The sequence below is a fragment of the Ruthenibacterium sp. genome, from assembly GCF_017421385.1.
GTDB lineage: Bacteria > Bacillota > Clostridia > Oscillospirales > Ruminococcaceae > Ruthenibacterium > Ruthenibacterium lactatiformans.
In genome coordinates, this window is record NZ_JAFOIN010000081.1 from 44,075 (window position 1) to 66,390 (window position 22,316).

Annotated in this window: 21 protein-coding genes and 1 pseudogene; 16 read left to right on the forward strand and 6 right to left on the reverse strand. The window is 60.2% G+C overall.

The genetic code is table 11. The features are described from left to right. The first annotated feature begins 32 nt into the window (after positions 1-32). The 9 genes from rnpM to IIY41_RS09345 all read left to right on the forward strand — a co-directional run bounded on the left by rnpM (position 33) and on the right by IIY41_RS09345 (position 9,015). Positions 33-329, forward strand: a complete 297-nt coding sequence (gene rnpM / locus IIY41_RS09305; protein ID WP_009323875.1) for an RNase P modulator RnpM — start codon at positions 33-35, stop codon at positions 327-329. Beyond that, entirely contained in the window at positions 319-654 is a 336-nt protein-coding gene (locus IIY41_RS09310) for a L7Ae/L30e/S12e/Gadd45 family ribosomal protein (protein ID WP_050005499.1), read from the forward strand. Before rnpM ends, IIY41_RS09310 begins: the two co-directional genes overlap by 11 nt. Further along, positions 645-2,978, forward strand: coding sequence for a translation initiation factor IF-2 (gene infB / locus IIY41_RS09315; protein ID WP_009323877.1), 2,334 nt, complete (start codon positions 645-647; stop codon positions 2,976-2,978). The genes IIY41_RS09310 and infB overlap by 10 nt, the downstream gene beginning before the upstream one ends. 29 nt (positions 2,979-3,007) lie before the next feature. After that, entirely contained in the window at positions 3,008-3,361 is a 354-nt protein-coding gene (rbfA, locus tag IIY41_RS09320; RefSeq protein WP_009323878.1) for a 30S ribosome-binding factor RbfA, read from the forward strand. A 46-nt stretch (positions 3,362-3,407) separates the two neighbouring features. Further along, positions 3,408-4,370 carry a DHH family phosphoesterase gene (locus IIY41_RS09325; RefSeq protein WP_009323879.1) on the forward strand — a complete coding sequence of 321 codons (963 nt, stop codon included), beginning with the start codon at positions 3,408-3,410 and terminating at the stop codon, positions 4,368-4,370. Continuing rightward, a complete protein-coding gene (gene truB, locus IIY41_RS09330) occupies positions 4,355-5,236 on the forward strand; it encodes a tRNA pseudouridine(55) synthase TruB (protein ID WP_009323880.1) in 882 nt (293 codons plus the stop codon). The genes IIY41_RS09325 and truB overlap by 16 nt, the downstream gene beginning before the upstream one ends. 89 nt (positions 5,237-5,325) lie before the next feature. Continuing rightward, positions 5,326-6,240, forward strand: coding sequence for a riboflavin biosynthesis protein RibF (ribF, locus tag IIY41_RS09335; RefSeq protein ID WP_117473856.1), 915 nt, complete (start codon positions 5,326-5,328; stop codon positions 6,238-6,240). Between the two features lie 187 nt (positions 6,241-6,427). Continuing rightward, positions 6,428-6,685 (forward strand): 30S ribosomal protein S15, encoded by a 258-nt coding sequence (gene rpsO / locus IIY41_RS09340; RefSeq protein ID WP_009323882.1) that lies wholly within the window; start codon positions 6,428-6,430, stop codon positions 6,683-6,685. A 197-nt stretch (positions 6,686-6,882) separates the two neighbouring features. Then, on the forward strand, positions 6,883-9,015 hold the full coding sequence (locus IIY41_RS09345; RefSeq protein ID WP_009323883.1) for a polyribonucleotide nucleotidyltransferase: 2,133 nt from the start codon (positions 6,883-6,885) through the stop codon (positions 9,013-9,015). Positions 9,016-9,169: 154 nt separating this feature from the next. Here IIY41_RS09345 and IIY41_RS09350 read toward each other — a convergent pair. After that, a pseudogene (locus tag IIY41_RS09350) lies at positions 9,170-9,400 on the reverse strand (transposase); the annotation flags it as partial. A gap of 613 nt (positions 9,401-10,013) precedes the next feature. On the opposite strand from IIY41_RS09350, the gene IIY41_RS09355 reads away from it, so the two are divergent. Both IIY41_RS09355 and IIY41_RS09360 read left to right on the forward strand, forming a co-directional pair. Further along, positions 10,014-10,499 carry a YbaK/EbsC family protein gene (locus IIY41_RS09355; RefSeq protein ID WP_009323886.1) on the forward strand — a complete coding sequence of 162 codons (486 nt, stop codon included), beginning with the start codon at positions 10,014-10,016 and terminating at the stop codon, positions 10,497-10,499. Positions 10,500-10,559: 60 nt separating this feature from the next. After that, entirely contained in the window at positions 10,560-12,086 is a 1,527-nt protein-coding gene (locus IIY41_RS09360) for a glycosyltransferase-like membrane protein (RefSeq protein ID WP_058723240.1), read from the forward strand. 101 nt (positions 12,087-12,187) lie between these two features. Here IIY41_RS09360 and IIY41_RS09365 read toward each other — a convergent pair whose 3' ends face one another. Continuing rightward, positions 12,188-13,489, reverse strand: coding sequence for a sensor domain-containing diguanylate cyclase (locus IIY41_RS09365; RefSeq protein WP_009323890.1), 1,302 nt, complete (start codon positions 13,487-13,489; stop codon positions 12,188-12,190). Between the two features lie 130 nt (positions 13,490-13,619). Between IIY41_RS09365 and IIY41_RS09370 the strand changes: the two genes are divergently transcribed. Continuing rightward, positions 13,620-13,787 carry a hypothetical protein gene (locus tag IIY41_RS09370; protein ID WP_009323891.1) on the forward strand — a complete coding sequence of 56 codons (168 nt, stop codon included), beginning with the start codon at positions 13,620-13,622 and terminating at the stop codon, positions 13,785-13,787. A gap of 282 nt (positions 13,788-14,069) precedes the next feature. On the opposite strand, the gene IIY41_RS09375 is transcribed toward IIY41_RS09370, so the two are convergent. The 4 genes from IIY41_RS09375 to IIY41_RS09390 all read right to left on the reverse strand — a co-directional run bounded on the left by IIY41_RS09375 (position 14,070) and on the right by IIY41_RS09390 (position 17,822). Next, positions 14,070-14,630 carry a DUF5317 domain-containing protein gene (locus IIY41_RS09375; protein ID WP_242853469.1) on the reverse strand — a complete coding sequence of 187 codons (561 nt, stop codon included), beginning with the start codon at positions 14,628-14,630 and terminating at the stop codon, positions 14,070-14,072. A gap of 36 nt (positions 14,631-14,666) precedes the next feature. After that, positions 14,667-15,983: an HD-GYP domain-containing protein gene (locus tag IIY41_RS09380; protein WP_009323896.1), complete on the reverse strand. Its 1,317-nt coding sequence runs from the start codon at positions 15,981-15,983 to the stop codon at positions 14,667-14,669. A 407-nt stretch (positions 15,984-16,390) separates the two neighbouring features. Continuing rightward, positions 16,391-17,020: a hypothetical protein gene (locus IIY41_RS09385; protein ID WP_009323898.1), complete on the reverse strand. Its 630-nt coding sequence runs from the start codon at positions 17,018-17,020 to the stop codon at positions 16,391-16,393. Between the two features lie 433 nt (positions 17,021-17,453). Next, on the reverse strand, positions 17,454-17,822 hold the full coding sequence (locus IIY41_RS09390) for a hypothetical protein (protein ID WP_058723241.1): 369 nt from the start codon (positions 17,820-17,822) through the stop codon (positions 17,454-17,456). 380 nt (positions 17,823-18,202) lie between these two features. Here IIY41_RS09390 and IIY41_RS09395 point away from each other — a divergent pair, with 380 nt between their 5' ends. From IIY41_RS09395 to IIY41_RS09410, 4 genes are read left to right on the forward strand one after another with little or no spacing between them, the layout of a single operon-like run. Further along, positions 18,203-19,120, forward strand: coding sequence for an ABC transporter permease (locus IIY41_RS09395; RefSeq protein ID WP_009323902.1), 918 nt, complete (start codon positions 18,203-18,205; stop codon positions 19,118-19,120). A gap of 19 nt (positions 19,121-19,139) precedes the next feature. Then, a complete protein-coding gene (locus IIY41_RS09400) occupies positions 19,140-20,186 on the forward strand; it encodes an ABC transporter permease (protein ID WP_009323903.1) in 1,047 nt (348 codons plus the stop codon). Between the two features lie 21 nt (positions 20,187-20,207). After that, entirely contained in the window at positions 20,208-21,215 is a 1,008-nt protein-coding gene (locus IIY41_RS09405) for an ABC transporter ATP-binding protein (protein ID WP_009323905.1), read from the forward strand. Next, complete coding sequence (locus IIY41_RS09410) at positions 21,212-22,267, forward strand: ABC transporter ATP-binding protein (RefSeq protein WP_009323907.1); 1,056 nt, start codon at positions 21,212-21,214, stop codon at positions 22,265-22,267. The genes IIY41_RS09405 and IIY41_RS09410 overlap by 4 nt, the downstream gene beginning before the upstream one ends. Positions 22,268-22,316: the final 49 nt, after the last annotated feature.

Below are 22,316 nucleotides of genomic sequence, written 5' to 3' on the forward strand. Positions count from 1 at the left end.
CGGCCGGACGGGACTTGGAAAAGGAGACATGTATGACGCCAAAAAAGATACCCCTTCGCCGCTGCAACGGCTGCGGCGAAAGCAAACCGAAAAAGGAACTGGTGCGCGTGGTGCGTGCGGGGGACGGCACGGTTTCGCTGGACCTGACGGGCAAAAAGCCCGGGCGCGGCGCATACGTGTGCCCCAGCGCGGCATGTCTTGCCAAAGCGCGCAAAGCCGGGCGCATCGCCCGCGCGCTGGAGGTGAGCATCCCGGAAGAAATTTACGACGCCATGGCCGCCGAGATCGAGAAGGCCGGGGCGCAAAAAGGAGAGACGCATGCCGGGTAATATCCTGTTCGCACTTTCTCTTTGCCGCAAGGCGGGGGCCCTGGTGATGGGCTTCGACGCCGTAAAAGACAGCGTCGGCAAAGGGAAGGCACAACTGGTGCTGTGCGCCGGAGACCTTTCGGAGGGCACGCGCCGCCGCGTCGGCGCCTTCTGTGAGGATTGGGTGGAGGTGGCGGACCTGCCCGAAACCCAGTTCGCCCTCGCACAGATCAGCAAAAAACCCACCGGCGTATTCGCCGTAACAGACCCCGAGCTTGCAAAGCTCTGCCGCAAAAACCTTGCTGCCCAAGCGGCCAACCAGAAGGAGGAACGTCCATGTCAGTAGTCATCAAATACAAACTCAGCGATGTAGCAAAGGACCTCAATGTCCAGAATAAGGAGCTCATCGATTTTCTGTATCAGACGCTGGGCGAGTCGAAAAAGCATACCTCGCCCCTTACAGAAGCCGAGCTGAACCATGTGTTCGAGCATTACACGCAGAAAAATTCCGAGGCAAGCCTCGACGCGTACCTTGCCAGCGCGCCCGCGCCCAAGGTGGCGGAAAAGGATATCCTGAAAAAGGCCGACGGCACCGTTGTGGCGGCCGGCCCGGCCAAGCGCAAAGAGCGCATCCGCCCCGCCAAGCCCGAGAAGGAGAACAAGCCCGCGCCTGAGAAGCGGGAGGTCGTCACCGTCACGGTGGATACCCGCATCACGGACGTGAATCTGGATAAGTTCAACGAAAAATACACCGAGCTGGCTTCCACGAAAAATGTGGAGAACCGCCGCAAGCCCACGCCCGCGGGCAACAAACAAAAGTTCTCGGGCCGCAACAACCGCCGCCAGCAGCCGTTCCAGAAAAAGCGCGAGACAGAGGCCGAGCGCCTGCAGCGCATCCAGCTGGAAAAGGCTCGTAAGGCGCAGCTGAAGGTATCCATTCCCGACGAGATCACGGTGGGTGAGCTTGCCAGCCGCCTGAAGGTGAACGTGGCGCAGGTCATCAAAAAGCTGATGGGCCTGGGCATCATGGCAGCCATCTCCGAGGTCGTCGATTTCGACACCGCCAGCCTGGTGGCCGAGGAGCTGGGCGCGAAGGTGGAGCACGAGGTGCATGTTACCATCGAGGAACGCCTGTTCGAGGTGGATGAGGATAAGGACGAGGATCTGGAAGAGCGCCCGCCTGTCGTCGTGGTCATGGGCCACGTCGACCACGGCAAGACCTCCATCCTGGACGCCATCCGCAAAACGCGTGTTACCGCGGGCGAGGCCGGCGGCATCACGCAGCATATCGGCGCGTATCAGGTGACGATGAACGGCAAGCCCATTACGTTCCTGGACACCCCGGGCCATGAGGCTTTCACCTCCATGCGCGCCCGCGGCGCGAACCTGACGGACATCGCCGTGCTGGTGGTGGCCGCGGACGACGGCATCATGCCGCAGACCGTCGAATCGATCAATCACGCCAAAGCGGCGAATACTACCATCATCGTGGCCATCAACAAGATGGATAAACCCACGGCCAACCCCAACCATGTAATGGAACAGCTCACGCAGTATGAGCTGGTGCCTGAGGAATGGGGCGGCGACACCATCTGCGTGCCTGTGTCCGCGCTGACGGGCCAGGGCATCGAGGACCTGCTGGAAAGCATCAACCTGGTGGCCGAGGTCAAAGAACTGAAAGCGAACCCCCACCGCCGCGCCAAGGGCGCCGTTATCGAGGCGCGTCTGGACAAGGGGCAGGGCCCCGTGGCCACGATCCTCGTCCAGAAGGGCACGCTGCATCAGGGCGATGTGGTCATCGCGGGTACGTCCGTGGGCCGTGTGCGCGTCATGCGCGACGACCAGGGCGCCATCCTCAAGGAGGCCGGTCCCTCCATGCCGGTGGAGATCACGGGCCTGACGGAGGTGCCTGCGGCGGGCGATCTGTTCGACGCCGTAGAAGACGAGAAGCTGGCCCGTGAGCTGGCCGACCGCCGTGCTGCCGAGCAGAAGGAACAGCAGTTCAGCGCATACAAGAAGGTCACGCTGGATAACCTGTTCAGCCAGATCGCCGAGGGCGAACGCAAGGAGCTTGCCATCATTGTCAAGGCCGACGTGCAGGGCAGCGCCGAGGCCGTAAAACAGAGCCTTGAAAAGATCTCCAACGACGAGGTGCGCGTGCGTGTCATCCATGCGGGCGTAGGCGCCATCAACAAATCCGACGTCATGCTTGCCAACGCGGGCAATGCCATCATCATCGGCTTCAATGTCCGTCCGGACCCCGTTGCCAAGGAGGAAGCCGCCCAGGCCGAGGTGGAGCTGCGCATGTACCGCGTCATCTACGACGCCATCAACGATGTCACCGACGCCATGAAGGGCATGCTGGCGCCCAAGTTCCGCGAGGTGGAGCTGGGCCGCGCCGAGGTGCGCAGCGTGTTCAAGATATCTTCCGCGGGCACCATTGCCGGCTGCTACGTGCTGGAGGGCAAGGTAACGCGTGCCGCGAAGATCCGGCTGGTGCGCGACGGCATCGTCATCACCGAGGACGAGATCGACAGCCTGCGCCGCTTCAAGGACGACGTGAAGGAAGTTGCCCAGGGCTACGAGTGCGGTATCGGCCTTGACAAGTTCTCCGACATCAAGGAGGGCGATATCTTCGAGGCCTTCATCATGGAGGAATACCGCGACTGAACGGAACGTTCCGTTTGAAAGGAGACACTATGCCGCAGAGCAAAAATATGGCGCGCCTGTCCGAGGACATGAAGCGCGAGCTGATCGCCATCATCGGGGGGATGAAAGACCCCCGCGTGCAGGGCTTCCTGACGGTGATGCGCGTGGAGGTCGCGCCGGATCTGTCCACGGCCAAGGTGCACGTGAGCAAGATGGGCGAGGAAAACGCAACGGCCGAAGCCGTGGGCGCGCTGAACCGCGCCGCGGGCCATGTGCGCAGCGAGATCGCAAAGCGCATGCACATCCGCAAGGCACCGGAATTCCGCTTCGTGGCGGACGACGGCGCGAAGTATGCGGCGCACATCAATGAATTGATCGCGGGGCTGGAGCGGGAAGAGCGCTGACGCGCTCGGCGGGGCTATCCCCAAAAGCGATGAATGAGGAGAGTTTATGAGCGAGATTTTAGACATCGCGGCAGCGCTGAGCAGGCTGCTGAAAGCGGAAAACGTGCTGCTGATCTGTCATAAAAACCCGGACGGCGACACCATCGGCAGCGCCGCCGCGCTGTACTGGGCGCTGAAGGGCCTGGGCAAAACAGTGGCCGTGCTGTGCGCGGACCCCATCCCGTCCCGGTATGATTATATGGACATCGGCCTGTACACAGGCCAGTTCACGCCCGGCTACACGGTAGCCGTGGACGTGGCGGGCATCCAGCTGTTCGGCGATTCCATCGCGGAATATACACGCCGCATCGACATGTGCATCGACCACCATCCCTCCAACTCAGGGTATGCCGACTGCATGCTGCTGGACGGCGACGCCGCCGCCACAGCCGAGATCATTTACGAGCTGCTGACGGCCATCGGCACCGAGATCACGCCCACCATCGCGGACTGCCTGTATACGGGTCTGTCCACGGATACCGGCTGCTTCAAGTTTGCCAATACCACGGCCCGCACCCACGAGATCGCGGCAAAGCTCATCACCGCGGGCGCAAGCCTCGTTAAGCTCAACAACATCCTGTTCGAGAGCAAATCCCGCAGCCGTCTGGCCATTGAGCGCCTGGCGCTGGAAAGCCTGGAATACAGCTTTGGCGGCCGGTGCGCCACGGTCTACCTTACAAAAGAGCAGATCGCCGAGACCGGCGCCGACGGCACCGATTTGGAGGGTATCACCAGCCTGCCCCGCATGATCGAGGGCGTGGAGGTCGGCATCACCATCCGCCAGCAGCCCACGGGCAGCTATAAGGTGAGCGTGCGCACCGTGACAGGCGTGGACGCTTCCGCCATCTGCGCCCATCTGGGCGGCGGAGGCCACAAGCAGGCCGCCGGATGCGAACTGCTGGGCAGTCTGGACAACGCCAAGGCCGCCCTGCTGACCGAGGTGGAAAAAGCGTTATGCAAGGAATCCTAGTTGTCGACAAACCGGAGGGCTTTACCTCCTTTGACGTAGTGGCAAAGCTGCGCGGCATCTGCGGTACGCGGCGCATTGGGCACGGCGGAACGCTGGACCCGATGGCCACGGGCGTGCTGCCCGTTTTTGTGGGCGGCGCGGCCAAAGCCGTGGATATGCAGGAGCGTGCCGACAAAATGTACACGGCCACGATGCTGCTGGGCCGGCGCACCGACACCGGCGACGTTACCGGCGAAACGCTGGAGCAGGCGGCTGTTCCAGCGGACATCGGCCTGGACGCCGTGGCCGCGGTGCTGCCGCGCTTCACGGGTACGCAGCAGCAGGTGCCCCCCATGTACTCCGCCGTGAAAGTAAACGGACAACCGCTGTACAAGGCGGCCCGCGCGGGGAAGACTGTGGAGCGCACGCCGCGCCCCGTCACGCTGCACAGCATTATGCTGGCGGGCAGCCCCGCACCCAACGAGTATATTTTAAACATCCACTGCAGCAAGGGCACCTATGTGCGCGTGCTGCTGGAGGATATTGGCCGGGCGTTGGGCGTGCCCGCCACCATGGCGGCGCTGCGCCGCACGGCGTCGGGCCCCTATACGCTGGAAATGGCGTATACGCTGGATGAGCTGCAGCGCGCCCGGGAGGCCGGTACGCTGGAGAGCCTGCTGCTGAGCGTGGAAAGCGTTTTCACCTGTCTGCCCGCCGTAGAGGTGAACGAGGAGACGCGCCGCCGCCTGCTGAATGGTGCGCCTACTTACCGGTTCCCGGCCCGGGACGGGCGCTACCGCGCGCTGTGCGCGGGGGAATTTCTGGGGGTGTGCCGGGTGGAAAAGCACATCCTGACTGTGGAAAAACTGTTTTGCGAACGCGCGTGACGCGCCCCGCCGGGGCCGCTGCGCGCGGCGTTCGCTTTTGGGGCCTTTTATCCCGAGCAGGGAACGGCCCGCATTGAAAAACGGGAGGTGTGCGTTTGCACTGCTACGATACTCTTGCGACGATAGAGGGCGGCACGGGCGCCTGTGTGGCCCTTGGCTATTTTGACGGCGTGCACCTGGGGCACCGCCGTGTGCTGGCGCGCACGGTGGAAGCTGCGCGGGAGCGGGGCTGCACGTCCGCCGTGTTCACTTTTGCACCGCCGCTGGACCGGGCTGTAAAAGGCAGGGCCATCCTTACGCCGGAGGAAAAGGCGAGGCGCATTGCCGCCATGGGCGTGGAGCATTATGTGCGTCCGCCCTTTGAGGAATTCTGCACGCTTTCGCCGGAGGCGTTCGTCCACGACGTGCTGGCTGTGCGTTTCGGCGCGAAGGCTGTTTTCTGCGGGGATAACTTCACGTTCGGCAGCCGCAAGGCGGGCAATGTGGACATGCTGCGCCGTCTGTGCGCGGCCGCGGGAATTTCGGTGGAGATCGTGCCCATGGTACAGCGGGAGGGCGCGCCTGTTTCATCGTCCCGCATCCGCGCCTGCCTGGAGGCGGGCGATGTGGAAACTGCGGGCGCCATGCTGGGGGAGCCTTACTGCATCGACCTTCCCGTACGTCACGGCAAGCGGCTGGGGACTGCGTTGGGCTTTCCCACCATCAACCAGATCTATCCCGATTGGATGCTGCTTCCCCGGCAGGGCGTATATGTAACGCGGGTCCTGCTGGACGGCGTGTGGCGGCCCAGTGCTACGGGCTTGGGCACGCGCCCCACGGTGAACGGCGACGGCGTTACCTGCGAGACGTTTATCCCGGATTTTTCCGGCGATATCTACGGCGACAGAGTGCCGGTGCGCTTCTGCCGTTTTTTGTGGCCTACGCAGAAATTCGGTACGCTGGAGGAGCTTTCGGCCATGGTGGGCCGCGCCGCGCAGGCCGCGCGGGAGTGGCGGGAGAAATGAGCCTCCGTTGTTATAAGCCGCACAAAACTTGGCAAAACGCCTTGTTTTTGCGTGTGCGTTGTGTTATACTGTTTAGGCTGCCTTATTATGGGCTGCAAGCCTACCCAGGCCCGGTGTCCGGCGCATCCCTCGATGGTCTACCGACACTGCGTCTGCGGCAAATCATAAAAAAGAGGAGAAAGAAACCATGGAAAACAAACAGGACATCATCGCTTCCGCCCGCGTACACGAGACGGACACGGGTTCCCCCGAGGTTCAGGTCGCGCTGCTCACCGCGCGCATCAACCACCTGAATGAACACCTGAAGGCCAATAAAAACGACAAGCACAGCTACCGCGGTCTGCTGAAGATGGTCGGCCAGCGCCGTAACCTGCTGGCTTATCTGCAGAAGAAGGACATCGAGCGCTACCGCGCCCTGATCGCCAAGCTGGGCCTGCGCAAGTAAGAAAATCCGAAAAGGCAGGCGGCGTTTGCCGTCTGCCTTTCCGTGTTTTTACCGCGTCCCCCGCGGGGGACTTCAAAAGAAAACCGCAGGGCGGCATCCGCGTGTTGTTAGCAATGAATCGAGGGCTTTCCCGCCGGGAGAGCACTGGCTTTATTGCTAAAACACCGCCCGTCCTGTGAAAAAACAGGAGGTATACAATGGCACTCGAATTTGCATCCAAAAAAGAAACGTTCCCCAAGTACAAAGTGTTTGAAACCGAGCTGGCAGGCCGCCCGTTCGTTGTGGAGACGGGCAAGATGTGCGGCCTTTCCAACGGCAGCTGCCTGGTGCGCTACGGCGAGACCGCCGTGCTGTGCAACGTCACCATGAGCGACAAGCCCCGCGACGGCATCGACTTCTTCCCCCTTTCGGTGGACTTTGAAGAAAAGCTGTATTCCGTGGGCCGCATCCCCGGCAGCTTCATGCGCCGCGAGGGCCGTCCCGGCGAAAAGGCCGTGCTGACGAGCCGTGTTGTGGACCGTCCCATCCGTCCGCTGTTCCCCAAGGACATGCGGAACGACGTCTCTGTGGTGATGACCGTTATGAGCGTGGACCAGGACTGCAGCCCCGAGATCGCGGGCATGATCGGCACGTCCATTGCGCTTTCCATCTCCGACATTCCCTGGAAAGGACCCATCGCGGGCGTGTTCATGGGCCTTGTGGACGGCGAGCTGGTGGTGAACCCCACCGAAAAGCAGCGTGAAGCAAGCGACCTGCAGCTTACCGTTGCCGCCAGCGCCGAAAAGATCGTCATGATCGAGGCCGGCGCCAACGAGGTGGACGAAGCCACCATGCTGAAAGCCATCAAGACCGGCGACGCCGAGATCCAGAAGATCATCACCTTCATCAACGGCATCGTGGCTGAGATCGGCAAACCCAAAATCGAGTTCCAGTCCATGGAGCTGGACCACGACCTGCTGGAGGAAGTGAAGCGGGATTATCTGGACGCTTTCAAGGCGGCCATGGACACCGACGACAAGACCGTGCGCGACGCGCGGCTGCTCCCCATCCGCAACGAGCTGGAGGAGAAATACGCCGAGCAGTGGGGCGCTGCGACCATTGAGGAACTGATGTACAAGATGCAGAAGTTCGTGGTGCGCCGCTGGCTGCTGGACGAGGGTAAGCGCGTGGACGGTCGCGGCATCAACGAGATCCGCCCGTTGGCCGCCGAAGTGGGCTTGCTGCCCCGCGTACACGGCTCCGGCATGTTCACCCGCGGCCAGACGCAGGTGCTGACGGCTGTCACGCTGTCCGGCCTGCGGGACGCGCAGATCATGGACGACATTTCCCTGGAGCCCACGAAGCGGTATATGCACCACTATAATTTCCCGCCCTATTCCGTGGGCGAGGCGCGTGCGCCCCGCAGCCCGGGCCGCCGCGAGATCGGCCACGGCGCTCTTGCCGAGCGCGCCCTGCTGCCCGTGCTGCCCAGTGTTGAGGAGTTCCCGTACGCCATCCGCGGCGTGTCCGAGGTGCTCAGCTCCAACGGCTCCACCAGCCAGGCGTCCATCTGCGGCTCCACGCTGGCGCTGATGGACGCGGGTGTTCCCATCAAAAAACCCGTCGCGGGCATCTCCTGCGGCCTCATCACCGAGGGCGACCGCTGGATGACCATGCTGGACATTCAGGGTGTGGAGGACTTCCACGGCGATATGGACTTCAAGGTGGGCGGCACACGCGACGGCATTACGGCCATCCAGATGGATATGAAGGTAGACGGGCTGACTTACGAAATCATCGAGGAAGCCTTTGAGAAATGCCGCAAGGCGCGCCTGTATATCCTGGACGAGATCATGGCCCCGGTCATCGCCGAGCCGCGCGCGGAGCTTTCCAAGTACGCGCCCAAGATGCTGTCCATGAAGATCGATGTGGATAAGATCCGCGACGTCATCGGCAAGGGCGGCAAGGTCATTCAGGAGATCTGCGCCAACTGCAACGCGAAGATCGACATCGAGGAAGACGGCAGCGTATTCATCTCCGCCATCGACATCGCGGACGCGGAGCGCGCCATGCACACCATCAAGACCATTGTGGAGGACCCGGAGATCGGCGCCATCTATAAGGGCAAGGTCACCCGCCTGATGACGTTCGGCGCGTTCGTAGAGATCGCCCCGGGCAAAGAGGGCCTGGTGCATATCTCCAAGCTGGACACCAAGCGCGTGGAGAAGGTGGAAGATGTCGTGGCTGTGGGCGACGAGCTTCTGGTAAAGGTCACCGAGATCGACCAGCAGGGACGCATCAATCTGTCCCGCAAGGACGCGCTGGCGGACTTGGCTGCAAAGCAGAAGTAAGGAAAGTCCACGCTCCCCGGGACGCTTCGGCCGCGTGCGCTGCCGAAGCGCACGGTACAGCAGCCACGGAACCAGGCGGCAAAGCAGAATAGAAACGCCAAAAGGCGGCGCAGCGGTTTTGAAGTGCCCCCCAAAAGTTAGAGAAAATATGTAATTAAGCGACCTGAAGGGTCTGGTATCTGTGTTGAGCAGGTGTCAGGCCCTTTAGCTTTAGCTTGATTCTGCGGTTATTGTAGTAGTAGAGATAGTCAATGAGCTCGGCTTTGAAGTGTTCCAGGGAGTCGAAATCTTGAAGGTAAAGCAGTTCTGTTTTGAGCAAGCCGAAGAAGTTCTCCATCACGGCATTGTCCAAGCAGTTGCCTTTCCGGCTCATGCTCTGCCGGACGCCCTTGTCTTCCAACATCTCCGCTACAGAGTGAGCTCCCCTGATTTCGTACTGTCGTGCAATTTCTCGGTAGCTTAATCCTTTCTCTCGCATTTCCTCTACTATCTGTTTCTTAAATGCTCCATCGTATTTAGGAACCCCTTTTGGCATAAAATAACACCCCATTCGTTAGTAGTTTACCATACTGCCTAACAAATGGGGCACTTCAGTTTTGCTGCGCCGCCTTTTGGCTTGTCGAAAAAGCTGCGCTTTCCCGCCAAGCTGCCTGCGGACAGGGCCTTTGGCCCCGTTCGCCGCGCACGGCGGTTTTCGGCGGTCGCTTCGCTCTACACGCCTCGGCACTGGCCCTGCGGGACGTCGCGGGGTTATTTTAAATAAAAAAGGGGCATCTGCGCGCTAAGAGCCGCGCTTTCAGCGCGGTTGTCCGCAAGGGAGGCTTCGCACCGCTCCGGCACGCGCCTGCGGGCGCAGTCACCACCCCTTTTTCAGGCTGCCCGCAGCCGGGACGACCAAACAAATTTTTGCATTTCTGACGGTTATTTGTTACAATGGGTTCAGTTTTATAGCTGCGGCGGAAAAGATCTGCTCTGCCGCACAGAAGGGGAGAGGGAACGTGGCAATTGAAAAGGTACGGGAATATTTTGAAAGTTTCGGCGCCGCTGCGCGCATCCGGGAATTTGATGTATCCAGCGCCACGGTGGAATTGGCCGCGCAGGCGCTGGGCTGCGCACCCGAGCGCATCGCAAAAACGCTGTCGTTCCTGGTGGACGGCGGTTGTGCGCTGGTGGTGGCGGCGGGCGACGCCAAGGTGGACAATCCACGCTTCAAGGCGCAGTTTCACACCAAGGCAAAGATGCTCACCCCCGGCGAAGTGGAGGCGATGGTGGGCCACGCTGTGGGCGGCGTATGCCCCTTTGCTGTCAACCCGGGCGTAAAAATATATCTGGATGCTTCTCTGCGGCGGTTTGAAACAGTGTTCCCCGCCTGCGGCAGCAGCAACAGTGCCATTGAACTGACCATCTCGGAGCTGGAACAGTATTCCCGTTTCGATGCATGGGTGGATGTCTGCAAGGGATGGCGGGCGGAAGGGGAAGGCTGAAAGGCCTTTTTCGAAGAAAGAGCGTGTGCCCACAGGGACGCTGGAAAGCAGGAGGAAGCCATGGACGAAGCGGGTGAAAAACTCAAACGGGCGTTTACAGGCGCGTTTGCGCTGCTGTTCGCCGTCATCGTGCTGTGTGCGGTTTTCTGCAACCAGAACGTGTTCGGCACGCAAAGCCCGCGGAGCCTGCTGGCCGGGGGGCTGGCGCTGGCTGTGGGTGTGCTGTGCGCCGCGTGGCTGCTGCGCCTGCTGCCCGCCCCGGGCAAAAGGCTGCGCCGGACGCTGCTGGCGGCGTTTTTCACGCTGTGCTTTTTGGCGCAGGCCCATGTGGGCAGGGCGCTGGTGGTGGGTGCCACCGGAGACTGGGATTTCGGCATCGTGCTGCGCGCCGCGCTGGACTTTGCGGCAGACGGTGCGCAGGGCGGTATTTATTTCAACAATTTCCCCAACAACCAGCCGCTCATGCTGCTGTTGGCAGGGTTGTTCCGTCTGCTGCGGGCCTGTGGTGTGACGGAGGAGTATGAGCTGCTGGTTTGGGGCATGCGCTTCGGCGCGGTGCTGCTGCAGCTTGCACTGTTCTTTCTGTACCTATGCGCCGCGCGTCTGCTGGGCCGTCGGGCCGGCGCGCTGGCGCTGCTGCTGGGTGCGGCCACAGAGCCGTTTTTGCTGTATGCACCCGTCTATTATACGGATACCGTCACCGCGCCCATTCCCATTGCCATATTGTACTGCTGGCTGCGCCTGCGCGCGGCCCGACGGGAGGGGCGGCCGGGCCGGGGCCCGCTGGCGGCTGTTTTTGTGCTGGGCGTTTTGGGGACGCTGCTTAAAGTGACCGTCGTTATCATGGTCATCGCCGTGGTGCTGGATTGGATGATCTCGTTCCCAAAGCTGCGGGAGCGGCTGGCAGCGCTGGCTTTGTTGGCCGCCGTGGTGGCGGGCGTGAATGCGGGCAGCTTTGCGGCCGCGCACAGCGGTGCGTTCCGTAAGGCGCAGCCGGGGGATGAGATACCCAAAACGCATTGGATAATGATGGGCCTCGCGGGAAACGGCGGGTACAACAACGAGGATTATGTGTTGACATTTTCTGCGCCGGACGGTGAGACGCGCAAGGCGCTTATCCGGGACGAGATCGCCGCGCGCCTGAAGGAGATGGGGCCCGCGGGTCTGGTGCGGCACGCACTGGATAAGATCGGTTATACGTGGGGCGAGGGCACCTATTATCTGCCGCATAAATTGGCCATGGGACCGACCCAGCCGCATAGCTTCTGGGCGGAAATTTTTTTTGAAGGCAGGGCGCACTTTTCGCTGTTCCTGCGCTATGCCAACGGATTGATGCTCTGCATGCTGCTGTATCTTTTGGCCGGCGCGCTGCAAAAGCAGAGCCGAGACGTGCTGTTTGCCGCGCGGCTCTCAGTCTGCGGGCTGTTTTTCTTTCTGTTGATATGGGAGGCGCGCAGCCGTTATCTGGTCAATTATGTGCCGGTGCTGCTCCTGCTGTTTGCTGCGGCCGCGTGGGGAATGGCCGGTCGCCTGCCTGGGTGGGGCTGCAAACAGCGCGGTACAGGCGGTGAAAGTATACCCGGATGAAGCATCCGTGTTTGGCTGGAGCAAAGGCAAACGCCCCGCGCCGGGGTATCCCGGGGCGGGGCGTTTTTTCAAAAAGTTCCTCGCGCATATGCGCGGCCGTGTCAGCCATGCTCCGGCACGCCGTAATGCTCCTGCTTGTCCGCATACATGCTCTCGTCGGCAGCGCGCACCAGCTCGTCAAGATCTTCCCGGGCGCAGGCGTGCCAGGCTCCGCCCAACGAAACGCCGTAGTCTGTTTCACTGGCAAGGCGGTCGCGGGCTTTCGCGAGCATTGTCTCGAACCGGGCCTGCGTCACACCCGGGCACAGCACGACGAATTCATCACCGCTCATGCGGTAGATGTGCGCGCCGGGGAAGCAGGCGCGCAGTACGTCTGCTGTCTGCATGATAACGGCGTCGCCCCGGCTGTGGCCGCAGCGGTCGTTGATCTGCTTGAGGCTGTTGATGTCGCAGAATACCGCGCCGATGGGGCCGGCGGGAATGGGACCGGCCAGAAAACGCTGGTATTGCAGACGGTTTTCCAGCCCGGTGAGCGCGTCGTGACGGTTTTGGTATTCCAGACGGGACTGCAGGCGCCGGCGCGACAGTTCGGAACCGACAAAGTAGGCCAGCGATTCCAGCACGCGTGTATCGTCAATGCCGGAGGCGGCATTTGCAACGCCCAACAGGCCGCGGCCGAACGTGTGCGGCAGCGGCGCAAATAGCAGGGCGCTGACCCCGGCATCCTGCATCTGTGCCGCGACCTGACGGTATTCAGGGCCCAGCCGCTCCGCAAGGATACATTGTGCCTGAGGCGATTCAAGCAATCGGTTGAGCAGCGATCCGTTGGACAGGGAGATCGAAGGAAACTCCAGAGGTTCCGCGTCGGCGGCCGTCCACAGCTGGGTGCAGTGCACGCTTCTGCCGGAAGCATGCAGCTCCAGCAGGAACGCGTGAGATGCCTGATAGAAACCGCCGACACAGGACAGCACGGCCTGCGCGGCCTCGCGGGAGGATGCCGCGTCCATCAGGCGGCGGATGCATTCCACCAATGTTCGCTCGGTCTCCAGCTTGCGGGCGGTGTCCCGGCTCAGCAGCTCCTGTTCGGTGATATCCACCGCGATCTCCAGCCGCGCCGGACGTCCGTCCCAATCAATCAGTTTGTCTTTCAAAAGAAAATGCCGCCCCATGGAAGGGTTGTTGAATTCCCAAACGTAAAATTTGTCCGGTGTGAGCCGGGCATTGGTGCAGTAAGGACAAGGGGCGGGCTGGCCCTGCAGCAGTGCATAGCATGGCTTGCCCTTGTAATCCCGGGTGGGGAGCAGAGAACGGCAGCGGCGGTTGGCGTAAAGCAATTCATATGTATTCGGGTCGCTCACATAAACGATCTCATCCAACGCATCCAGCAGGTCCTGTGGGCCCATTGCCGCAGCACTCCTTTCCAGAACTTTCTTCTTAAGCATAGCATGAATTCGTTTTGATATCAATATGCATTCGGATAATTTGAAGTGATTACGATATACTTTTGATATCACTTTGAATGGAGGCTGTGCCGTGGGAAACTATTATGCACCGTTTTCCCTGCGCATTTCTGAGACTTTGATCACAAAGCTGAAAATCATTGCGATAGAGAACAAGCGCTCTACCAATAAAGAGATGGAGTATGCGTTGGAAAAATATGTGAATGAGTATGAAAAGGCGCATGGGGAAGTTCCTGTGTAAGGATACGCCAAGGCCCCGGTGCACGGACTGTTTCGCTGTCCGTGCATCGGGGCCGTTTATTTTGCAGCATTATAGAGCTGTTCATAAATAAAACCGCGCGTTGAAAACAATCGGCGCTTTGTTCCGGTACATCCCACAAAACGTGTGTTAGGCCGCAAGGAACGGCGGTCCCAACTGGGAGATACCGCGGCGAACGGAACGGGCCGCTTATAGCCGGAGCACCGCCCGCGTTTTCTGCACCGCTTTGTTTGCCGGCAGGGACGGCGTGCGTACAGACAGCGGTCACACCGAATGTTTTGCGGGACGCAGCATCGTAAAGCAAAGCATCGCCGCGCCCACTCCCAGCACCAGGTCCCCGATGCTGGCAAAGCCCAGCAGGCGCCCGAACGGCTCCAGCGCCAGAACATCGCCCAGAAAAACAAGACGCGTGCTGTCTGTGACAGGCGCGTAGGCAAAGATCTCACCAGAAGCGAGCTGCGCGGCCAGGCGGGTGCCAGCGGCCGACTCCAGCACGTGCGCGGAGACGGGCATTGCGCCGCCGTTCAGCGCAATAACGGCAAAATTCATCCCGGCCCCGGCGCCGAACACAAAACTCCAAACACCGCGGCGCAGATTGGCCGCCACAAAAATAAACAGCAGGCCATAATGCAGCAGACATACGGCCAGGGGCGCATAAGACGCAAACGCGGGGAACAGACGCGCTGCATACGGCCCCGCAGCCTTGCACAGATAGGCGGCCACCGGAAGCCACAGCAGCGCGATATTGTGCTGTGCCATCGCGCGCAGGCTGCCGCCGCAGGCAAGGCCGGCGGCCAGCCCGCACAGAATGAATGCCAGCAGCACCAAGCCGTACGCCTCCTTTCGTGAACAGCCCGCGGGCTACAGCAGGCTTTCTTCGGGCTCGCGTGCGGCGTCCAGCTCTGGAGCCAGAGAAATGAATACCTCCACGACCTTGGGGTCGAGCTGTGAACCGGCCACCTCCTGCATCACAGCCAGCGCCTGTTCGCGGGACATGCCGTTGCGGTAGGGCCTGTCCGACGTCATGGCGTCAAAAGTATCTGCAACGGCAAGGATAGCCGCAGAGAGAGGCAGCTCGCCGGGAGCGGGACCTTCGGCGGGATAGCCCTTGGCGTCGTAACGGTGATGGTGATACAGCACCGCGTCGTTTACCGTGTCGGAAAAACGGATGCTGTCGATGATCTTACGCCCCATCACAGGATGCTGCTGGATTAGTTCGAATTCCTCGGCTGTAAGAGCGGCGGGCTTGTTGAGCACGGCGTCGTCGATGCCGATTTTGCCCACGTCGTGCAGCAGAGCGGCCGTCTTGACGTCGGCCACGAAGCTGGGAGATTTGTGCATGGCGCGGGCAATGGCCTCGCTGTAATACGCTACGCGTCGGGAATGGCCCTGGGTGTAATGATCTTTGGCGTCCACGGCCATGCTCAGGGCGGCGATGGTGCGCATATGCATGGATTTGCTGTCCAGATACAGCTTGAAGGAATAGCGTGCCAGCATGAGCGGCGCCATGAACAGCACGATGTAAAAGTAGCTGTTGGGCATGTTGATGACGATGCCCAGCAGCAGTCCCAGCGGAACGGTGGCGATGATGTTGGGCAGCAGGCCGCCGATATTCTGGCGCATCAGCGTGCCGAACTGGCCCATGCCGCCTACCTGGTAATACAGGATGAACAGCGTCAGGTTGACAAGGATGCACAGTGCGGCGAACAGCAGGGAAAGCCCAAGGGCGGGCAGAGAGGCCAGGTTATCCGGCATGCCCGCCAACAGAAGCGGCAGCCCGCCCGCGCTGATGGAAACAAGGATGTTCCCGGTGTTGAACAGCTCCTTGCGGGGCTCACGGGCCAATGGCCAGTAATAATGCTTGGTGGCGGGGTTTTGCATCACGGTGAAAAGCGTCGATACCCCGAACAGAACCACCGCCAGCGGCGCTCCGCCCGTTATGGCGCAGGCCAGTACGGGCACGAAGCTGATCTCCAGCGTTTTGTCTTCCGCGAAATAAATGGGCAGCATCCGGCACACCACCATCAGCAGCACCATCATCAGGCTGTAGCTCCAGATATCCCCGCGGCTGCTGCCCGGCAGATAATAAGGATATACCTCCCAAAGGGAAAGCAAAAAAACCGACAGCCCCGCAATGGAGACGGCGGTCGTATATACCCGCAGCTTTTTTTCGTCCATAGCCGTTTTCCTCCCGGCGCAGGTCTGCGCCACACACAGCCCGGCGCAAAATGCGCCGTTTTTTGACGCCGCAGGGCGGCGCCGCAGATTTCTATATACCTTATATAAATATATCCCAATATAAATATATCCCAGATGGCGCACACAAGCGCCGTAAACTTCAAAAAACAGGGCGGCCGGCAGGGCTCCGGGAAACAGGCCGTGTCCGGCCCGTTCAAGTACTTATCTTACGCAGAAGAAAGCGCCGCTGGCGAGAACCAAAGAGCACAGAGAAGCCAGAGCAAACAGGATCTTTTTCATAACAGATATAGCCTCCTTACGGTACTCTGCCCTCCGCTATCCGGGCATGCTATATCCGCTCCGCTGTGCCGGCCCGCCCCTGTTTACCAAAGGAAAGCGGCCCCGTTTTACCCCGCCGTGCGGGGCAGAACGGAAAGCCTGCGGTTTACCGCGCTCAATACGCTGTGTACCGCAGCATTGTCGGGGTCTTCATTTAAAAATGCGCTGCCAAGCAGGCGTTGGCCATCCCGCAGGCTGTACACCTGCGCCACCACGATACCCTGTCCCGCCAGCGTCACCGCATCCACGCTGGCCAATTCGAAGCAGGTTTCACCCGCCGCGCGGTTCACTGCCGCAAGCGCGGCCTCGGAAACGCACCGTCGCCGGGCAAAAGGCGTATTCGCGCTTTCGCCGTGGCCGGTATACGTGTCGCAGCCGCGCGCCAGCGTTACCGAAGCAGACACACGCCCGCCCGCGCTTTTGATCTCCAGCCCCGTATGGGCAAGACGGAAATCCCCCCGGGGGGCAAGCCCCTCGGAGAGCTGTGCAACGCTGATGATGCGGTGGTCCACCTGTACGCCGAACTGCGCCGTCAAAGCAGACTGGATATCGCGTACCAGCGATTTCGAACTTTTTTCGGGCCCGGCGAGCACGTGGATCTCGCACGGCATGCCGTTTTCGGCAAATACCACCTGGGCCGCCTGCACGCCTTCCAGGCGGCAGATCAGCTCCTGCCAGAGCGTTTCAGTACCGGACATCCACAGCTTCCCTCCATCCACAGCCGCGGGGCGGCTGGATCAATACGCCGAATTTAATACCATCATAGCGCATGAACGGCACCCTTGTCAACGAATGCATGGTCAAAAAGGGCATTTCAAAAAAAATACTTTTTGAATGGTGTGTTTAACAGGATTTAAGCTTGATATAGTCAGGAAATTTTTTCCTTTGCTGTTTTAGCCCGGCTTTCAGCGGCCGCGTGGGGGCAGTTTGTGTTTTGCGGCATGCCCAGGGCTTAGCGCCGGATCCGCAATGTATATCCAATCTGCCTAAAAGTGCTTTCGCGGCCGGAAGATGTTTTGAGCGATTTTCTGAATGTTGTGAAAAAAGTGTGTTTGAAGAGTTACAATTCGTTGAAATGCACAAAAAACATCTTGTCCTTTACGTAAAAAATGCTATAATCAGACACAGCCTTTACAAATGCCCTTGCGCAGCACTCTGCGGCGCGGGCAGAGAGGCTGTATAAAGAATCGAAAAAATGGAGGTTTTCACTATGAAAAAAGTTCTTGTTCTTGCTGTTGCGGCGCTGATGGCGCTGTCTCTGGTTGCCTGCGGCACCGACTCTTCCTCTTCCAGCGCTCCGGCTTCCACAGCTCCGTCCAGCACGTCTGTGTCTGAGCCGGCCAGCACCAGCGCTTCCGAGCCGGCCAGCACCTCTGCGTCTGCCAGCACTTCCGAGTCTGCCAGCGCTTCTGAGAGCGCCAGCACCTCTGAGGTTGCCGAGAGCGCCAGCACCAGCGAAAGCGCCAGCGCTTCCACGGCTGCGTAATTGCTTTTTTGCACGCGGTGAGCCCGCGGGCGTTCCCTTTGGGGAAACCGCCCGCGGGCTTTTTTGTGTTATGAGTGTACGCACATTGAGGACAGAGAAACGCTTTTTTTCAAAAAAATGTATCCGTTGGCAACATTTGTCGCCGCATGGCAACAAAAATCCATGCAGTAAAATTGACAAACCATAGAAAACTTGTTAAAATGATGATTCAGAGAATGTTAAACGATGGTGTTTAAACGTTGTTTTTAGACACCATTTTTTGTTTATATTCTTTTTTCTCCTGCGGGCGCGGCAAAAAGCTGTTTTTTGCGGTGTGCGCGCGCAAAATACAGTTTGCTCCGGCGGCTCTCGCGCGGGCCGGGCGGAACGTTATTTCTTTAAAGGAGTTGGCAAAATGGCGAAATATATCGCAAAGCGCGTTGCGTTGGCATTGGTGACGCTGGTCATCGTGTCGATGCTCACCTTCTTCCTCATGTTCCTGGTTCCGGGCGGGCCGTTCCTGTCCGAAAAATCGCCGTCCCCGGCGGTGCTTGCGGCCATGGAGGAAAAGTACGGCTTGGATAAACCGGTGATCGTGCAGTACAAGAACTATATGCTCAACCTGCTGCAGGGCGAGCTGGGCCCGTCCATCAAGCAGCGCGGCCGCACGGTCGCCCAGATCATCGGTTCCCGGTTCCCGGTTTCGGCGCGCATCGGCGGCATCGCGCTGGCCATTGCCGTCGTCGTGGGCGTGGTGCTGGGCAGTGTGGCGGCGCTCAACCGCGGCAAGTGGATCGACAACGTCATTATTGTTATTGCCACCTGCGGCATCGCGGTGCCGAGCTTTGTTGTATGTACCATATTATTGTATATATTCAGCCTGAAGCTGGGGTGGCTGCCGTCCTACGGCCTTACGGGCTGGAAAAACTATATTATGCCGGTCATCGCTCTGGGCTTCTACCCCACGGCGTACATCTGCCGCCTGATGCGCTCTTCCATGCTGGATGTGCTGGGGCAGGATTACATGCGCACCGCCCGCGCCAAGGGGCTTTCCCAGGGCAAGAGCCTGTTTAAGCATGCGCTGCGCAATGCCATTCTGCCTGTCGTCACTTATCTGGGGCCGGCTTTGGCCTATACGCTCACGGGCAGCCTGATCGTTGAAAAGATCTTTACGATCCCGGGCCTGGGCGACAGCTTCGTCAGCTCTATCACCGGCCGCGATTATATGGTCATCATGGGAACCACGATCTTCCTGGCCACGCTCATCATCACGATGAACGTGATCGTGGACATCGTGTACAAGATCATCGATCCGCGGATCAAGCTGAAATAAGCGGGAGGAGAGCGAAGGAATGGAAAACAAAAAACAGATCTTGAGCATGCAGCTCAACGTCGACGACTTTGCGCCCGCCAGCGATTCCGAAAAGGAAAGCCTGTCCGTCATGCGCGAAAGCGTCAGCTTCTGGAAGGACGGTCTGCGCCGTCTGCGGAAAAACCCCATCGCCATGGTGAGCCTTGCGGTGCTGATCATCGTGCTGATCCTGGCGTTTATCGTGCCGGCGTTTTACCCTTACGATTACGCCACTCAGATCCGCGGCAGCGAGAACCTGGGCCCCATGCAGTATTCCGAGGCGGAGCAGGCCGCCATGGCCGCGGGCGAAAAGGTGTTTCCCCACATTCTGGGCACGGACTCCCTGGGGCGCGACTATGCCGTCCGCGTTATGATGGGCACCCGTGTTTCCCTGTCTGTTGGCCTGCTGGCCAGCGTGCTGGTGCTGCTCATCGGCTCGGTCTACGGCTCTGTTGCCGGCTTTTTGGGCGGCAAGGTAGACCTGTTCATGATGCGTATCGTGGACATCATCTACACCGTGCCGGACCTGCTCATCATCATCCTGCTGGCCTCTACGCTGAAATACCCGCTGCAGTCTCTGGCGGAAAAGCCGGGCTTCGGCTGGATCAACATCATTGGCGTGCCGCTCATCAGTATCCTGATCGTATTCGCTCTTTTGTACTGGGTGGGTATGGCGCGCATCGTGCGCAGCCAGGTGCTCACGCTGAAGGAGAGTGAGTACGTCACCGCCGCCCGCGCTCTTGGCGCCGGCACGGGCCGCATCATCAAAAAGCACATTCTGACGAACTGCATCGGCACGCTCATCGTCACCACCACACTGCAGATCCCTTCGGCCATCTTTACCGAGAGCTTTCTTTCGTTCCTGGGCATCGGCGTTTCCGCGCCCATGCCATCGCTGGGCAGCCTGGCCAGCACGGCCATCGACGGTCTGCAGAGCTATCCGTACCGCCTGTTCGCGCCGGCCATCGCCATCTCCGTCGTCATCCTCAGCTTCAACCTGTTCGGCGACGGCCTGCGCGATGCATTCGACCCGAAGCTGAAAAACTAAACGAAAGGAAGGGACGCACACATGAGTGAATATTTGGTAGACATCAAGGACGAGCGCCTTTCCTTCTTCACCCCCGCGGGCGAAGTGAAGGCTTTGGGCGGCGTGTCCATCCATCTGAAAGAGGGAGAAGTGCTGGGCATCGTGGGCGAGTCCGGTTCGGGCAAATCCGTCACGGCGTACAGCCTGATGGGCCTGACGGCCTATCCCGGCCGCCTGATCGGCGGTACACTGGACTTCAACGGCCATCACATCAACGATATGAGTGAAAAGGAGATGCGCCGGATCCGCGGCAACGAGGTCTCCATCATTTTTCAGGACCCCATGACCAGCCTGAACCCGGTGTACACCATCGGCAACCAGATCCGTGAGGTGATTTTGCTGCACACGGGCAAGTCCAAGAAAGAAGCCAACGAGCGGGCCAAGGAGCTGCTGACGCTGGTGGGCATCAACGAGCCGGAAAAGCGCCTGAAGCAGTACCCCCACGAGCTGTCCGGCGGCATGCGCCAGCGCGTGATGATCGCCATTGCGCTGGCATGCGAGCCCAAGCTGCTCATCGCAGACGAGCCGACCACCGCCCTGGACGTGACCATACAGGCTCAAATCCTGGAGCTGATGATGGACCTGAAGGAAAAGCTGGGCATGGCCATCATCATGATCACCCATGACCTGGGCATCGTGGCGCGCATGTGCGAAAAGATCGCCGTCATGTATGCGGGTAAGATTGTCGAATACGGCACCACGGACGAAATTTTCTACGAACCCAAGCATGAGTATACAAAGGGCCTGCTGCGCAGTATCCCGCGTCTGGATTCCAAGGATCATGAGCGCTTGGTGCCCATTGAGGGCACACCCGTGGACATGCTCAACCCGCCCAAGGGCTGTCCGTTCGCGCCGCGCTGCGGCGCGTGCATGAAGGTGTGCCTGCGCGAGATGCCGCCGCGCACCGATTTCAGCGACACGCACTACACGCAGTGCTGGCTCTGCCAAAAGGCGGAGTTTGAAGCCGCACAGGGAGGGAATGTACAATGAGTGAAAAACTGGTAGAGGTACAGCACCTCCAGCAATATTTCCCCGCCGGCGGCATGGGCAAAAACAAAAAGTACGTTCAGGCCGTGGACGACGTTTCATTCGCCATCAACAAGGGCGAGACATTGGGGCTGGTGGGCGAATCCGGCTGCGGAAAGACCACCACGGGCCGCACGCTGCTGCGCCTGTACGAGCCGACGAAAGGCCGTATCCTCTATGACGGCGAAACGCTGTTTGACAGCGGAAATGTGCCGCTGTACAACGAGGACGGAACCCCGGTGCTGGACGAAAGCGGCAAGCCGAAATTCGGCAAAAAGACGGCCGTGAACATGCTGCCGTACCGCCGCAAGATGCAGATCGTGTTCCAGGACCCCTATGCCAGCCTGGACCCCCGCATGACGGTGGGCGACATCGTGGGCGAGGCCATCGACATCCACAAGCTTGCGTCCTCCAAGGCGGACCGCCGGGAGCGCATTATTAAAATGCTGGAGCGTGTGGGCCTGAACTCCGAGCATGCCAACCGCTATCCGCACGAATTCTCCGGCGGCCAGCGCCAGCGCGTCGGCATCGCCCGCGCTTTGGCTGTGGACCCGCAGTTTATCGTCTGCGACGAGCCCATCTCGGCGCTGGATGTTTCCATTCAGGCACAGGTCGTCAATATGTTTGAAGATCTGCAGGACCAGTACGGCCTGACGTACCTGTTCATCGCCCACGACCTTTCGGTCGTGAAGCATATTTCGGACCGCATCGGCGTGATGTACCTGGGCAAGCTGGTGGAGCTGGCCGACAGCTATGAGCTGACCTTCCACAGCGTTCACCCCTACACCCGGAGCCTGATTTCCGCAATTCCGGTGGCGGACCCCAAGACGGCCCGGGAATCCCGGCGCATCGTGCTGGAAGGCGATGTGCCCAGCCCGCTGAACCCGCCTTCCGGCTGCCGCTTCCGCACCCGCTGCCCCTACGCAGACGAGCAGTGTGCCGCAGAGGAACCCAAATGGCGCGAGGTGTCCGGCGGACACTATGCCGCCTGCCACCATCTGGACAAAGTGAAATAAATGGAAAAAGGCGCTGAAAGCGCCGTTTTTCCGCCCCGCTGCTTTATTA